Origin of the sequence: Campylobacter sp. RM12651, assembly GCF_022369475.1 — a bacterium.
GTDB lineage: Bacteria > Campylobacterota > Campylobacteria > Campylobacterales > Campylobacteraceae > Campylobacter_E.
Window position 1 is genome coordinate 728532 of sequence record NZ_CP059600.1, and the last position, 14470, is coordinate 743001.

Consider the following 14470-nt stretch of genomic DNA (forward strand, 5'->3'; position numbering starts at 1 on the left):
TTTTGGAAATAATTTATGTGATTTTGGCTATTTTGTTTTTAGTAATTATTATGGTTATTTTTACTTATAATTCTTTAATAGCAAGAAGAAATGATGTAAAAAATACTTATTCAAGTATTGATGTTGAGCTTCAGCAAAGATATGATTTAATACCTAATTTAATAGCTTCTATAAAAGCTTATTTTGAATACGAAAAAGATACTTTAGAAAATATTGTAAAACTTAGAGAAAATGCTATGTATTCAAATAATACTAAAGAAAAATTTGCTTTAAATAACGAACTAAGTAAAGCTTTAGGGAATTTAAATATCAAACTTGAAAATTACCCTGATTTAAAGGCAAACTCAAGTGTTAATAATCTTTTAAATGCTTTAAAAGATTGTGAAGAGCAAATTAGTGCTGCTAGAAGAGCTTATAATTCAGCAGTTACAAGTTATAACAATTATTGTGAGAGTTTTCCAAATAATTTAATAGCTAACGCTTTTAATTTTATAAAAGCTGATTTTTATGAAGTAAAAGATGAAATTAAAAGCAATCCTAATGTAAAAGATTTATTTAAATGATTAAAACATTAAAACTTATTTTTATAGTTTTAGTTGTTTTTGCATTTTATAAATTATGTTTAGCAATAGATGATTATTATATTAGCAAGGATATGAATTTAACTCATTTTAGTCATTTTTTATATTTAATGGTATCTTTAATATTACTTGCTTTATTAATTTATACTCTTAATCTTTTTTTATATGTATTGCCGTTTTTTTATAAACATAATTTCGTTTTGATTGAAGATAAGGAAAAATATAAAGATACATTAATAGCTTCTGATAGGGCTTATATTTTTAATGCTTATAGAAAAAATGGTTTAGATATTTTGTTTTGTTCTTTTTTAAAAGTTGATAGTATAGGTATGTTTGATGTTAAGATTAAGTATTTAAGCATTGATTTTTTTGGAACTTATATAAGGGTTAAGAAGAAAATTCATAATAATTTTGGTATTTTTGCTAATAGGAGATTGTTATTTTTGTATTTTAATAATGGAATTTTATTTAATCAAAAGATTAGTTATTTGAGTGATAATGTAGAATTTAATAAAAAATTTATTTTATATCCTAGCGATATGGTTAAGGATTTTAAATTTTTAAATCCTAAAAAATTAAGAAATATCGTAACAGCTGCAAAATACATAAATCATAGATTTAGTGTGATTTATGGCGATGAATATTTAGAAATTTATATTCATAATTTTTTATTTTCTTCTAATATTGAGAATGAATTTAAAAGTGTTTTAAGAATTATAAAAGAATTTAATGAGGCAAAATGATAGAGTTTTTAAAAGTTTTTAGAATAATTTGTATTGTGTGTTTGGCAATATATTTAATTTGGGGTATTACTAGGCAATTTCAAAATATTTATATAATGTTTATTTTGATAGTATTTATTATAATTTCATCATTTTTTATTAGCTATATTCAGTATAAAAATATAATCAAACCATTTTTTATTAGCAATAATTTTAATGAAATATCAAATATAAGCGATATTAAAAAAGGCATAATTAATAGTGAAAGTTTAAATATAGAATTTGCTTATAATAAAGATGATTTAGATATTTTAAAGGTTAATATTAAAAACACTTATTACACACAAAAAGATAAAAAAAGAGAAAAAGATATTTTTAAAGGAATTTATATTCGTAAAAAAAATATAAAAATGAAAGATTTTATAATAGTTAGTAATAGCGATATTAAGGATATTTTAGGAGTTAAAGAGCCTTTAATTTTACTTGATAATGTAGATTTTAATAAATATTTTAAATTGTATTCTAATAATAATTTAGAAGTTTTTAAATTCTTAAATCCTAAGAAATTAGATATTATTAGTAATAATGCAAAACTTATTAATCACAAAATAAGTCTTTTTTATAAAGATAATTATTTGCATATTTATATTCATAATTTTTCTTTTAGTGAAAATATTGAAAAAGAATTTAAAAGCATAATAAATATTGTTAATGAGTTTTAAAAAATGTGAGAATTTGAAACACGAAATTAAAAGTATATGCTATTATAAGTTATAATTTTATTTTTGTTATATTTATAACATTAAAATTGTCAGAATTTTATATCAGGAGAGAAAATGAAAAGAGAAGAAATAAAAGAATTAATAGATATGTTTGCTCAAGCAAATATAGGCAAAATCAAAATCAAAGAAGGCGATTTTGAAATTAGCTTAGAAAAGCAAGGAACGGTTGTTGAATGCGCACCAATTCCTGCAGTAATGCCACAAAGTGCTCCAGCACCAATTAATGTAAATGTAGTAAATGAAGCACAACCTGCTAAAAACACTCATCCAGCAATTACAAGCCCAATGGTAGGAACATTTTATCAAGCACCAAGTCCAGGTGCAGCTAGTTTCGTAAAAGTTGGTCAAACAGTGAGAAAAGGCGATACAATTTGCATTATTGAAGCTATGAAAATTATGAATGAAATTGAAGCTGAATTTGATTGCAAAATCGTAAGCGCTTTAGTAGAAGATGGACAACCTGTGGAGTATGGAACAGAATTATTTGCAGTTGAAAAACTATAAGTAGGTTGCAATGAGAGAGATTAAAAAGATTTTAATTGCTAATCGTGGAGAAATAGCTCTAAGAGCTATTAGAACGATTAAAGAAATGGGTAAAGAAGCTATTTGTATATATTCTAGTGCTGATAAAGACGCTTTATATTTAAAATATTGTGATGCTAGTATTTGCGTTGGTGGTCCAAAATCAAGCGAGAGTTATTTAAATATCCCATCAATTATTAGTGCTGCTGAATTATGCGGTGCTGATGCGATTTTTCCTGGATATGGCTTTTTGAGTGAAAATCAAAATTTCGTAGAAATTTGTGAGCGTCATAATATTAAATTCATAGGTCCTAGCGTAGAAGCTATGAATACTATGAGTGATAAAAGTAAAGCTAAACAAGTTATGAAAAGAGCAGGTGTTCCAGTAATCCCAGGTAGTGATGGGGCTATTAGTGGAGTAGAAGTTGCAAAAGAATTAGCTGAAGAAATGGGCTATCCTGTTATTTTAAAAGCTGCTGCAGGTGGTGGTGGTCGTGGTATGCGTGTGGTTGAAAAGGCTGCTGATTTAGAAAAAGCATATTGGTCTGCTGAAAGCGAAGCTACAAGTGCATTTGGTGATGGTAGAATGTATATTGAAAAATACATTAAAAATCCACGCCATATTGAAGTGCAAATCATAGGAGATAGTTTTGGAAATGTTATTCATATAGGTGAGCGTGATTGTTCTATGCAAAGAAGACATCAAAAGCTAATAGAAGAAAGTCCAGCTAGAATTTTAGAGCCAGCTACTAGAGAAAAATTATTAGAAACTGCTATAAGAGCAGCTAAAGCTATTGGATATGAAGGTGCAGGGACATTTGAGTTTTTATTAGATGATTATCAAAATTTTTATTTTATTGAAATGAATACAAGGTTACAGGTTGAGCATTGCGTAAGTGAAATGTGTAGTGGAGAAGACATTATTCGTCATATGATAAATGTAGCTGAAGGAAAAGCTCTACCTAAACAAGAAGAGATAAATTTCAAAGGTCATTCAATTGAGTGCAGAATTACTGCAGAAGACCCTAAAACATTTACACCTTGTCCTGGGACAATTAGTAGATATACAGCTCCTGCAGGTGCAAATGTGAGAATGGAAAGCCATGTTTATCAAGGATACAGCGTTCCTCCATTTTATGATAGTATGATAGGTAAGCTTGTTGTTTGGGCTCCTACAAGAGAGATGGCAATTCATAAGATGAAATGTGCTTTACAAGAATTAATAGTAAGTGGTATTAAAACTACAAAAGATTTTCATATTTCTATGATGGAAAATCCTGATTTTATAAACAATAAATTTGATACAAACTATTTATCAAGAAGATAATTCCTAAATGAAATTCTTTAAGAATTTCATTTAGTCCTAAGTAATGCTATGAAAGAAATTAATTTTTATAAATTATCTTTAAATATTTATTTAGAAATGCTACTTCGTTTTAGCTCTATTGTCATAAATACTATTATGATTAGTAGATACAATGTGTTTTTAATCGGAGCTATGAGTAGTGCAAATCAGATTTTTATAATAGCTACAACTATATTTTCATTCCTTTCAATTGGCTCAAGTGTATTAATATCTCAAGCTTTAGGTGCTAATAACAAAAACTTAGCAATAAGGTCAGCTCATATTAGTATATCTTTTAATATGGTTTTAGGTATTTTGATATTTTTTATAATTAATTTTTTTGATGGCAATATGCTTAAGTTGTTAAATGTTCCTAATGATATATTTGATTATTCATTAATATATTTACAAACTATAGCTTATGTAATATTGTTAGATTGCTTAAATATAGCTTTATCATCTGTAATTAGAACTTATGCTAAGGCTAAGGAATTAATGATTGTATCGCTTATTATGAATGCAGTTAATATCGTTTTTAATGCTATATTTTTGTATAAATATGATTTAGGCTTATTTGGAGTGGGAATTTCAAGTGTAATTTCTAGGATAGTAAGCCTTGCAATGTTAGTTTATATATATTTTAAGATTGCAAAACTTAAGATTTATTTTGAGCTATTTTTTAAAATTAATAAAAAAATATTAAAAAATATTTTGACAATAGGTGGCTTTAGTGCAGGAGAAAATCTACTATGGTCAGCACAATATATGGTTATTTTTGCTTTTGTTGGATTATTAGGAAAAGATGCTTTAAGTATTCAAAGTATATTTTTTCAAATTTCAATGTTTATATTTACTACTAGCTCTGCTTTAAGTGTGGCTAATGAGATAATCATCGGTAGGCTAGTTGGTGCAAAAGAATTTGAAAAAGCGTATAAACAAAGTTTTAAAGTATTAAAAATTGCAATAATTTGTAGTTTAGTATATGCTAGTTTTGTTTTTTTAATTCAAGATTATATATTTCAAGCACTTAGTTTAAGCAATGAATTAATAAATATTATAAAACCGCTTTTTATAATAAGTTTTTTCTTAGAAAGCTCAAGAGCTTTAAATATAGTAATGGTTAATTCTTTAAGGGCTAGTGGGGATGCTGCTTTTCCTTTTTATGCTGGAATTGTTTTTATGTGGGGAGTTAGTGTTCCTTTAGCTTATATTTTAGGGATACATTTACATTTTGCTATGGTTGGAATATGGAGTGCTTTTGTAGTTGATGAACTTTTAAGAGGACTTGCTAATACATATCGTTGGAAAAGTAAAAAATGGCAAAGCAAATCAGCTGTATAAATATCTTTTAAAAGATATTTATATTTTATGATTTAGTGTTGTTGTACTTTTAAATTCTTGTTTGTATCCGTTAGTTTCTATGCTATCTTTTAACATTTCTTCAAGTAAAGAATCATAAAATTCTTTAACACTTAGCACATATTTTGCATATTCTTTGTTTTTTGCTAATAAGTAATTTAAATTAAATTTTAATTGTTGTAATAAATCGCTTGATTTTTCACTTAATAAATCTGATAAATTACCATTATTTTTAGTAGCTAATTCAAGTAAGGCATTATCTAAAGCTTGCTTTTCTTTTAAAAAAGCATTAAGTGCTTCTACTTTTTCCTTATTTTGAGTATCAAGTCTGTCCTTTCTAGCTTCTTTGATATCACTTATTCCTTGTTCTGTTATGCTAATAATTTTTAATAAAAGATTATTAGCAGTAGCTAGTCTTTTTTCTATCATTAGCATAACTCATTTGCAATTGCATTTGCGGTAGATTTTAAATCAATTTTATAAGTTCCATTTGCAATTTGCTCAGCTATAGCAGCTGCTTTTGGGCTTAAAGAACTTTTGGTTTCTTTAACTTCAGTTTTATCAACATTTTCACTTTTTGTAGCTTTTGGCTTCATAATATCTTGGCTTGAATATACCATAGATGAACTAAGTGAGTTTAACATTTTTCAACCTTTTTATAATATTTGCATACTATATCGGAATTAGTTTAAAAAACTTTATAGCCTTTCTTTTAAAAAATTAAATAGCATTTCAGAAAATCCAAGCCCACCACTTAAAGCCTTACTCATAGCATCATTATACATTGAGCCATAAATATCATCTCCAGCATCTTTTCCAAATAGTGGATTTTCTAATTTAAGACTAATATCAAGGACACTTTTTATCATAAATGCTTCAAAAGCATCTGTTTGTTCTTTTAACAATTTTTCATCTACTTTTGCAGTATTTGGCTGGTTTATTAAATTAGAATTTAAAATTTCATGAGATTTTTTATTTTCTATTTTATTAATTTCTTTTTCTAATAAATTAGAAAAATTATTTTTACTATCTTCGCTTAATTTTATTAAGGTATTTGTATTTGGTAGAGTATTTTTATATGTATTTTCATAAATTTTTGATATATCCATTATAAAATCTCCAATTCAGCATTAATTGCCCCAGCTTGTTTTAAATTTTTAATAATCGTTATTACATCAGCAGGGCTTGCACCTAGTTTATTTAAGGCTCTAGTGATATTTGCTAAAGTTATTTTATCGTTAGTAATTCTTAAAATATTTGAGCTAGTATCAATTACACTACCATCTTTTAAATCAACTTCATTGTCTTTTAGTTCATAAGGTCTTTTAGGTTCAATTTTAATTGTTATATTTCCATGAGATATTAAAACAGGACTAACTTCTACATCAATTCCACTTATTATCGTTCCTGTTTTTTCATTTATTATGATTTTACTATTTGCGTTTATTTCTCCAGCATCTAGCGATAATACTTTTGCTATAAAATCAACTGCACTTTCTTCTTCTGGTCTTTCTATTATTATTGTTTTACCATCTGTAGCTTTTGCTATATCTAAATCATAAGCTTTATTTATTGCGTTTTTTATTTTACTCGCTAGTGCAAAATCATTTTGCTTTAGACTTAGAGTAATTCTTTCTTGATTGTTAAAATCAAAATTAACTTCTCTTTCTATACTAGCTCCATTTGTTATTTTTGCATTTGTCATACTAGCACCTTTGCCACTACTATCTATACTAAGCGCTCCTTGAGCTAATGCGTAAATATTCCCATCAACACCTTTTAAAGCACTTAATAAAAGTGTTCCACCTTTTAAACTTTTAGCATCACCTAATGAAGCTACATTTACATCAATTTTATCCCCACTTTTTGCAAAGGCAGGTAATTTTGCACTAATCATAACTGCTGCGGTATTTTTACTTTTAATATCATCAGGGCTTATTTTGATATTCATAGAGCCTAGCATATTTGCAATTGATTGAATAGTAAATTCGCTACTAGAACCATCTCCACTACCATTTAGACCAACAACTAAACCATATCCGATTAATTCATTATCCCTAACTCCAACAATATTTGCAATATCTTTTATTTGTGAAGCCATTAAGGAATTTAATATAAATATCAAAAATATCATAAATCTCATTATTTTTCCTTATTTTAAATATGTTTAAATTAAGCAAATCATATTCCATATTTTTTACAAAAACATTAACCAAATACTAAATTAGCTTTTGTAAAATCAGCAGATTACTTTCAAATTTTAAGGATAATAAATGCACAATTTATTTTTATTTAGTGATTTTATAGCTGATGACAATAAAGCGATTACTTATTTAATTCATTTCGTTTTAGTTATTGCAATTATTTTGGTTTTAGCAAAATTAGCAACTTCTAAAATGCAATTAGTTCCAAAAGGTATTCAAAATATTATGGAAATGTTTTTAGATGGTGTTTTATCTATGGGTAAAGATACTTTAGGCTCAAAGGAAGCAGCTTTAAAATATGTTCCTTTAATCGCTACTCTTGGATTAGTTGTTTTTGTAAGCAATATAATAGGTATAATTCCTGGATTTGAAGCTCCTAGTGCTAGTTTAAATTTAACACTTCCTTTAGCAATAATTGTTTTTATATACTATCATTACGAAGGCATAAAAACTCAAGGATTTTTTAAGTATTTCAAGCATTTTTTTGGTCCTGTTAAAGTGATTGCTCCACTTATGTTTGTTGTTGAAGTGATATCACATTTTTCTCGTATAGTTTCTTTATCTTTCCGTCTTTTTGGAAATATTAAAGGAGATGATTTATTTTTAGGTGTTATTTTAGCTTTAGTTCCAATCGTAGCTCCGCTTCCACCATATTTTCTTTTAACATTTATGGCATTTTTACAATCGTTTGTATTTATGATTTTAACTTATGTATATATAGCTAGTGCTATTGCAATTGATGAGGAGCATTAATGGAATTTGAAGTAGTTATTGGTTTAGAAGTTCATACTCAGCTTAATACAAAAACTAAGATTTTTTGTTCTTGTGCGACAAGTTTTGGTGAAGTTGCTAATACTAATGTTTGCCCTGTGTGTTTGGCATTGCCTGGAGCTTTACCTGTATTAAATAAAGAAGCTTTACAAAAGGCTATATATTTTGGTAAAGCAATTAACGCAAAAATTAATGAAGTAAGTATTTTTAATAGAAAAAACTATTTTTATCCTGATTTACCTAAAGCTTATCAAATATCACAATTTGATGTGGCAATAGTTGAAGGTGGAAAATTAGAAATTGAAGGTGATTTTGGTAAAAAAATAGTAGGAATTACTAGAGCTCACCTTGAAGAAGATGCAGGTAAAAATATTCACGAAAACGATAATTCTTTAGTAGATTTAAATCGTGCAGGAACTCCACTACTTGAGATTGTAAGTGAGCCAGATATTAGAAGCGCTGATGAAGCTGTAGCTTATCTTAAAAAACTTCATTCTATTATAAGATTTTTAGATATTAGTGATGCTAATATGCAAGAAGGCTCTTTTAGATGTGATGTTAATATATCTATTAGACCTAAAGGCGATAATAAATTTTATACAAGAGTAGAAATTAAGAATTTAAATAGTTTTAAATTTATTCAAAAAGCAATAGAGTATGAGAAAGAACGCCAAATAGCTGCTTGGATGGATGGTAAGTATGATAGTGAAGTAGTTCAAGAAACAAGATTATTTGATACTACAAGACTTGTTACAAAACCTATGAGAAGTAAAGAAGAAGCTGCTGAATATAGATATTTTGCAGACCCTGATTTATTACCTGTATTTGCTAGTTCTGATATGGTTAATGTTGTAATTCCTGAACTTGCAGATGAGAAAATATCTCGTTATGTTAGCGAGTATGGGCTAAAAGAAGATGATGCTAAGGTTTTAGTAAGCTCACTAGAAATGGCTATGTTTTTTGAATATTTAATAAAATCAGGTTGTTCTCCAAAACTTAGTACAACTTGGTTAAGTGTAGAATTAATGGGTTTATTAAAAGGTGAATTAAATATAACAAATTCTCCTGTGGGAAAAGAAAAATTAGCAGATTTGATAAAAGCTATTGAAAATAGTGAAATATCAAATAAAGCAGGCAAAGATGTTTTAGCTTATTTGTTTGAAAACGATATAAGTGTAAGCGATGCTATTGATAAACTAGGATTAAAACAAGTTAGTGATGATGGTGCTATTAATGCAATAATAGATGAAATATTATCTAAAAATGCAGATAAAGTAGCTGAATATAAGTCAGGTAAAGATAAATTGTTTGGATTTTTTGTAGGACAGACTATGAAAGAAGGCAAAGGAGCTTTTAATCCAAATAAAGTAAATGAGCTTTTAAAGGCTAAGCTTGGATGATTAGCGTAATTGGTTCTGGTAAGTGGGGTAGTGCAATAGCTCATGCTATCTCACTTAATAACAAAGTAAATATTTGTTCTTTTAGTAAAAAATCAGGTGAATATATTGATATAAACGAAGCTAAAAAAAGTAAATATTTAATATTTGCATTAAGTGCTCAAGGAACCTATGATTATCTTAGAGCTAACTTTAGTAATTTAAATGATAATTATGTATTAATCGCTTCAAAAGGTATTTATCAAGACTTGTTTTTACACGATGTATTTTCTAAGTTTTTTCCAATAGAAAATATTAGTGTTTTAACTGGCCCATCTTTTGCAGCAGAAGTTAGTAAAAATTTACCAACAGCACTTGTAATTAGTGGTGTTAATGATAAGTTAAATCAAGAATTTGCTAATTTTTTTCCTAGTTTTATAAAGACATACACCGATAATGATGTCGTTGGTGCTGAGATTTGTGGTGCATATAAAAATATTATTGCTATTGCTAGTGGAATTTGTGATGGATTAGAATTAGGTAATAATGCAAGAGCTGCTCTTATTTCTCGTGGTCTTATAGAAATTACTAGATTTGGTAAGTTTTTTGGTGCTAAAGATAATACTTTTCTAGGTTTAAGTGGGGCAGGTGATTTATTTTTAACTGCTAGTTCAACATTATCAAGAAATTACAGAGTGGGATTAATGCTTGCAAAGGGCTATAATCAAGATGAAATTAAGCAAGAATTAAATGAAGTTGCTGAAGGAATTGATACTACTAAATCAGTTTGTAAAATTGCAAAAACACATAATATATATTGTCCTATTGCTAATGAAATTTTATTAATTTTAAATGGCAAGAATGTAAAAACTAGCTTACAAGATTTATTAAAAAAATGAAAAAATTTTTAATTATATTATTTGTAAATATTGTATTGTATTCTCAAAATTTATCAAATATAAGCACCCAAAGACTAGCTGGTCAGATGATTATGATAGGTTTTAATGGAAAAGATATTAAAGAATACAATATAAGAAAATTAGGTCAAGAAGCTAGCCTTGGAAAAGTTGGTGGTATAGTTTTTAGGGCAAATAATTTCACAGATATTGAACAGGCAAAAAAATTAGTAAGTAGATTTAAAAATATAGCAATTGTAAATCCATTATTTTTAGGTATTGATTATAAAGATTTAGATAAAAATTATGATTTTTTATATTGTAAAGAACCTGATTTTATTAATCAGAATTTAAATATTAATGATGCTAGATTGAATTATCTAAAATCAGCTTTAAATTTAAAAGAATTAGGACTTAATTTAAATTTAACATTAGGGGTAAATACTAGTATAACTAATGATTTATTAGATAAACTTAGTATCTATGCTAGAGAATACTCTGATGCTTTTAGGCAAAGTAATATTTTAATAGCAGCTAAAACTTTTCCTGGAGATATGAATAATTCTTCAAGTTTTGTTAAAGATTATAGATTAAGTTTTTTAAAGCCATTTTATGATTTTACACAAACTAATAAAGTTGATATGATAATGGTTTCAAATAAAATTTATCCTATACTAGACAAAAAACCAGCAAATATGTCTAAGAAAATCATTAATATATTAAAAAATGATTTATCATTTAATGGGGTAATAGTAAGTGATGATATCTTAGGTGGTGATTTAGATGGCATAGATTTTAAAGATAGAATAATTGATAGTATAAATGCTGGAGTTGATATATTATATTTTGGATTATCTAGGATAAAGTATGGAGATACAGCAAGTTATGTTGTTGATATTATAAGTCAAGCAGTAGATGATGGCAAAATAAGTAGAAGTAGATTAGAAGAATCTTATATAAAAATTACTTCTTTAAAAGAGAGAATATGATAAAAAAATTATTAGATGAGCAAAGTGGTATTAAAAATACAATTGATAATTTATATTCACACCCTGACCCATTGCAAGTAGTATATGATAATATTAATAGCAAAGATATAGAATTTATTGCTTTAATATGCGCTTTATTTGCGTATGGAAATGCTGGTGCTATAGTAAAATTTTTAAAAAAACTTGATTTTACTTTACTTAATAAAAGTGATGAAGAAATAAGGCAAATAAATCACAAATATAGATTTCAAAACGAAAGAGACGTAGCAGAAATTTTTATTAGTCTAAAAAGATTTAAAGAAAAATCAAGTATAAAAGATTTTAGTCATAAAATTTATAAAACAAGCAAAAATAATAAAATATTAGAAGTTATTCAAGCTTTAATTGCTGAGATTTATTCATTGAATGATTATAGAAGTGATGGGTACGAATTCTTTTTTAGTAAAGTTAATAATACAAGTGCGTATAAAAGATATTGTATGTATTATCGCTGGATGGTAAGAAACGATAATTTAGATTTAGGTTTGTTTAATGAAATTAGTCCTGCTGATTTACTAATGCCACTTGATACACATACACATAAAATGGGGCTTATGTTAGGGCTTATTAAAAGAAAACAAGCCGATCAAAAATGTATGCTAGAGCTTAGTAAGGCTTTAAAAAATTTTTGCAATGAAGACCCTTTAAAATATGATTTTGCTTTATATAGAATATCTCAGACTAATGATGAAAATTCTTTACAAGAATTAATTAAAAATGCCAGAAATTAGTATTATCCAAGAAATTGTAGTTTTAATATCGGCACTATTTGCTGGCTTTATTGATGCAATTTGCGGCGGTGGAGGGCTTATTATAATACCTATGCTAATTGCTTTTGGTTTAGGAGAACAATTAGCCATTAGCACTCACAAATTTCAAGCAATGTTTGCGATGTGTTGTTCGTTTTCAACCCTTTTTAAATATATAGAATTTAAAAAAGTATTTATAGGAATGATTTTTAGCATAATAGGTGGTATTTTAGGTGCTAGGGTTCTTTTAATAATTAATCCTGAACCATTAAAACCCATTATATTATTTACTCTTTTATTGATTTTTATATATTCTATTTTCAATTCAAAACTAGGTAGTATTAAAGCTAAGCAAATAATGAGTGAAAAATTATTCTATCCGTTTTTTGGCTTATTAATAGGATTTTATGATGGATTTTTAGGGCCTGCTACAGGTTCATTTTGGATATTTGCTAGCATTAGTTTAATAGGTCAAGATATTAAACAAGCAAGTATTAATGCTAAAGCTTTATGTATGGCAAGTGGTATGATTTCTCTTATAATATTTATGATAGATTTTAAGATTTATTATTCACTTGGTCTAAAAATGGCTATGTGTGGTATATTTGGAGCATTTTTAGGTGCTAAATTTGTTTTAAAATACAAAAGTGATTCTATCAAAAAAATATTTTTAGTTATTGTTTTTATAACTTTACTTAAACTAACTTATGAATATTATTTAAAATAATTTTTATTACAAATTATAAAATTTATTTATATAAAAGACTTTTTATAAACTTATTTAGTCTTGTATAATTTAACTAAAATTATTATATAATTTCTTTATGGAATTTAGTTTATTAGAATATTTTATAGGCTTTTTAGCTTCATTTATTGGTGGTTTTATTGATGCTATTGTGGGTGGTGGCGGACTTGTTACATTGCCTGTGATTTTAGGACTTGGAGTGCCACCATCTTTAGCCATTGCAACTAGTAAGTTACAAGCTAGCATGGCTGCAGTTTCTGCTGTATTTAGTTTAAGAAAAGAAATAAAATTTAAAGAATTAAGACTTGGAATTTTAATAACAGCAATTTTTTCAATTCTTGGAAGTTATGTTTTGCTTTTAATATCTAATGAAGCTATTATGCCACTTATTTTAGTTATTTTAATATTAGTATTTATTTATACTATTTTTAAGCCAAATCTAGGGAATATAAACAAAAAAGCTATTTTAAGCACTACTTTATTTTTAATAATTTTTGGTGTTATTTTGGGATTTTATGATGGTTTTATAGGACCAGGAACTGGCTCATTTTGGATATTAGCATTTACTTCTTTATTAGGATTTAATCTAAAGCAAGCATCAATAAATACTAAATTATTAAACACTACAAGCAATGTTTGTTCTTTATGTTTCTTTTTGTGCTTTTATGATGTTTTAATTAAACTTGGTCTTATTATGGGAGTAGGTGGGATAATAGGTGCTTATTTGGGTGGTAAATGCCTTCTAAAAATTAATATAAATATAATTAGATGGGTTTTTATAATTATTGTTTTTTGCACTATTTGTAAATTAATATATTCAAATTTCTTTTAGCATTTTAAAATAGTTTTCAAATTCTTTACACTCATTTATTACTTTAAAACCATATCTTTCGTATATTTGTGAAGATTTGGTTATTAGTGTAATTTTGTTATAACCTTTATTTTTTGCTATATTAATTGCATATTCAAGCATTTCTTTTAATATCCCCATTTTTCTATAGCTAGGAATTATCGCTACACTATCTATATAAAATTCATCTTTATCGCATTCTTTTATAATCTCATAATTTGAGTTTATATTTTTTAAATATTGCTTTAAAGCGTCATCATTATATTCTCTATCGCCATAAGCACAACAAATTGAAATAATTTGATTGTCTTTTTCATATACAAATAAATTATCAAGACAAAATCTAGTTTTTTCCTTACCAAAAAAATCATAAAATTTTTCAATTTTCTTTTGATAATTTGTTTCGTTAAAAAAGTTTTCACTAAACTCAGCCATTGCTAAGTCTAAAATCTCGCAAGCCTTATAATCACTCATTCTAGCAGGTCTAATCATTAGTTATCCTTGTTTTTGTAAAATCTTAACCAAATTTTAATTATAAGA

Annotated in this window: 18 protein-coding genes; 13 read left to right on the forward strand and 5 right to left on the reverse strand. The window is 26.5% G+C overall.

The genetic code is table 11. The annotated features are described in order from the left end of the window. Positions 1 to 2: 2 nt before the first annotated feature. From AVBRAN_RS03655 to AVBRAN_RS03680, 6 genes are all read left to right on the forward strand, one after another. A complete protein-coding gene (locus tag AVBRAN_RS03655; RefSeq protein ID WP_239803579.1) occupies positions 3 to 563 on the forward strand; it encodes a LemA family protein in 561 nt (186 codons plus the stop codon). Next, entirely contained in the window at positions 560 to 1324 is a 765-nt protein-coding gene (locus AVBRAN_RS03660) for a DUF3137 domain-containing protein (RefSeq protein ID WP_239803580.1), read from the forward strand. The genes AVBRAN_RS03655 and AVBRAN_RS03660 overlap by 4 nt, the downstream gene beginning before the upstream one ends. Next, entirely contained in the window at positions 1321 to 2025 is a 705-nt protein-coding gene (locus tag AVBRAN_RS03665; RefSeq protein WP_239803581.1) for a DUF3137 domain-containing protein, read from the forward strand. The genes AVBRAN_RS03660 and AVBRAN_RS03665 overlap by 4 nt, the downstream gene beginning before the upstream one ends. A 114-nt stretch (positions 2026 to 2139) precedes the next feature. Then, positions 2140 to 2589 carry an acetyl-CoA carboxylase biotin carboxyl carrier protein gene (gene accB / locus AVBRAN_RS03670; RefSeq protein ID WP_214118793.1) on the forward strand — a complete coding sequence of 150 codons (450 nt, stop codon included), beginning with the start codon at positions 2140 to 2142 and terminating at the stop codon, positions 2587 to 2589. A gap of 10 nt (positions 2590 to 2599) precedes the next feature. Continuing rightward, complete coding sequence (locus AVBRAN_RS03675) at positions 2600 to 3934, forward strand: acetyl-CoA carboxylase biotin carboxylase subunit (protein WP_214118795.1); 1335 nt, start codon at positions 2600 to 2602, stop codon at positions 3932 to 3934. 48 nt (positions 3935 to 3982) lie between these two features. Next, entirely contained in the window at positions 3983 to 5293 is a 1311-nt protein-coding gene (locus AVBRAN_RS03680; protein WP_239803582.1) for an MATE family efflux transporter, read from the forward strand. Between the two features lie 18 nt (positions 5294 to 5311). On the opposite strand, the gene AVBRAN_RS03685 is transcribed toward AVBRAN_RS03680, so the two are convergent. From AVBRAN_RS03685 to AVBRAN_RS03700, 4 genes are all read right to left on the reverse strand, one after another. Further along, a complete protein-coding gene (locus tag AVBRAN_RS03685; RefSeq protein WP_214118799.1) occupies positions 5312 to 5740 on the reverse strand; it encodes a hypothetical protein in 429 nt (142 codons plus the stop codon). Further along, entirely contained in the window at positions 5740 to 5955 is a 216-nt protein-coding gene (locus AVBRAN_RS03690) for a flagellar biosynthesis anti-sigma factor FlgM (RefSeq protein ID WP_214118801.1), read from the reverse strand. Before AVBRAN_RS03690 ends, AVBRAN_RS03685 begins: the two co-directional genes overlap by 1 nt. A gap of 54 nt (positions 5956 to 6009) precedes the next feature. After that, positions 6010 to 6270, reverse strand: coding sequence for a rod-binding protein (locus AVBRAN_RS03695; RefSeq protein WP_239803721.1), 261 nt, complete (start codon positions 6268 to 6270; stop codon positions 6010 to 6012). Positions 6271 to 6419: 149 nt separating this feature from the next. After that, positions 6420 to 7454, reverse strand: a complete 1035-nt coding sequence (locus tag AVBRAN_RS03700; protein WP_214118805.1) for a flagellar basal body P-ring protein FlgI — start codon at positions 7452 to 7454, stop codon at positions 6420 to 6422. 130 nt (positions 7455 to 7584) lie between these two features. On the opposite strand from AVBRAN_RS03700, the gene AVBRAN_RS03705 reads away from it, so the two are divergent. The 7 genes from AVBRAN_RS03705 (at position 7585) to AVBRAN_RS03735 (ending at position 13912) form a co-directional block, all read left to right on the forward strand. Beyond that, on the forward strand, positions 7585 to 8268 hold the full coding sequence (locus AVBRAN_RS03705; RefSeq protein ID WP_214118807.1) for a F0F1 ATP synthase subunit A: 684 nt from the start codon (positions 7585 to 7587) through the stop codon (positions 8266 to 8268). After that, positions 8268 to 9686, forward strand: coding sequence for an Asp-tRNA(Asn)/Glu-tRNA(Gln) amidotransferase subunit GatB (gene gatB / locus AVBRAN_RS03710; protein WP_239803583.1), 1419 nt, complete (start codon positions 8268 to 8270; stop codon positions 9684 to 9686). The genes AVBRAN_RS03705 and gatB overlap by 1 nt, the downstream gene beginning before the upstream one ends. Continuing rightward, on the forward strand, positions 9683 to 10561 hold the full coding sequence (locus AVBRAN_RS03715) for an NAD(P)H-dependent glycerol-3-phosphate dehydrogenase (protein ID WP_214150452.1): 879 nt from the start codon (positions 9683 to 9685) through the stop codon (positions 10559 to 10561). Before gatB ends, AVBRAN_RS03715 begins: the two co-directional genes overlap by 4 nt. Next, positions 10558 to 11547 (forward strand): glycoside hydrolase family 3 N-terminal domain-containing protein, encoded by a 990-nt coding sequence (locus tag AVBRAN_RS03720; protein ID WP_239803584.1) that lies wholly within the window; start codon positions 10558 to 10560, stop codon positions 11545 to 11547. Before AVBRAN_RS03715 ends, AVBRAN_RS03720 begins: the two co-directional genes overlap by 4 nt. After that, complete coding sequence (locus AVBRAN_RS03725; protein ID WP_239803585.1) at positions 11544 to 12317, forward strand: TIGR02757 family protein; 774 nt, start codon at positions 11544 to 11546, stop codon at positions 12315 to 12317. Before AVBRAN_RS03720 ends, AVBRAN_RS03725 begins: the two co-directional genes overlap by 4 nt. Next, the gene (locus tag AVBRAN_RS03730) at positions 12304 to 13062 is read left to right on the forward strand and encodes a TSUP family transporter (RefSeq protein WP_214118816.1); all 759 of its coding nucleotides are present in this window, start codon (positions 12304 to 12306) and stop codon (positions 13060 to 13062) included. Before AVBRAN_RS03725 ends, AVBRAN_RS03730 begins: the two co-directional genes overlap by 14 nt. Before the next feature lie 97 nt (positions 13063 to 13159). Beyond that, the gene (locus AVBRAN_RS03735) at positions 13160 to 13912 is read left to right on the forward strand and encodes a TSUP family transporter (protein WP_214150532.1); all 753 of its coding nucleotides are present in this window, start codon (positions 13160 to 13162) and stop codon (positions 13910 to 13912) included. Here the strand turns inward: AVBRAN_RS03735 and AVBRAN_RS03740 are convergent. Further along, positions 13898 to 14422: a GNAT family N-acetyltransferase gene (locus AVBRAN_RS03740; RefSeq protein WP_214118820.1), complete on the reverse strand. Its 525-nt coding sequence runs from the start codon at positions 14420 to 14422 to the stop codon at positions 13898 to 13900. The genes AVBRAN_RS03735 and AVBRAN_RS03740 overlap by 15 nt on opposite strands. Between the last annotated feature and the right edge of the window lie 48 nt (positions 14423 to 14470).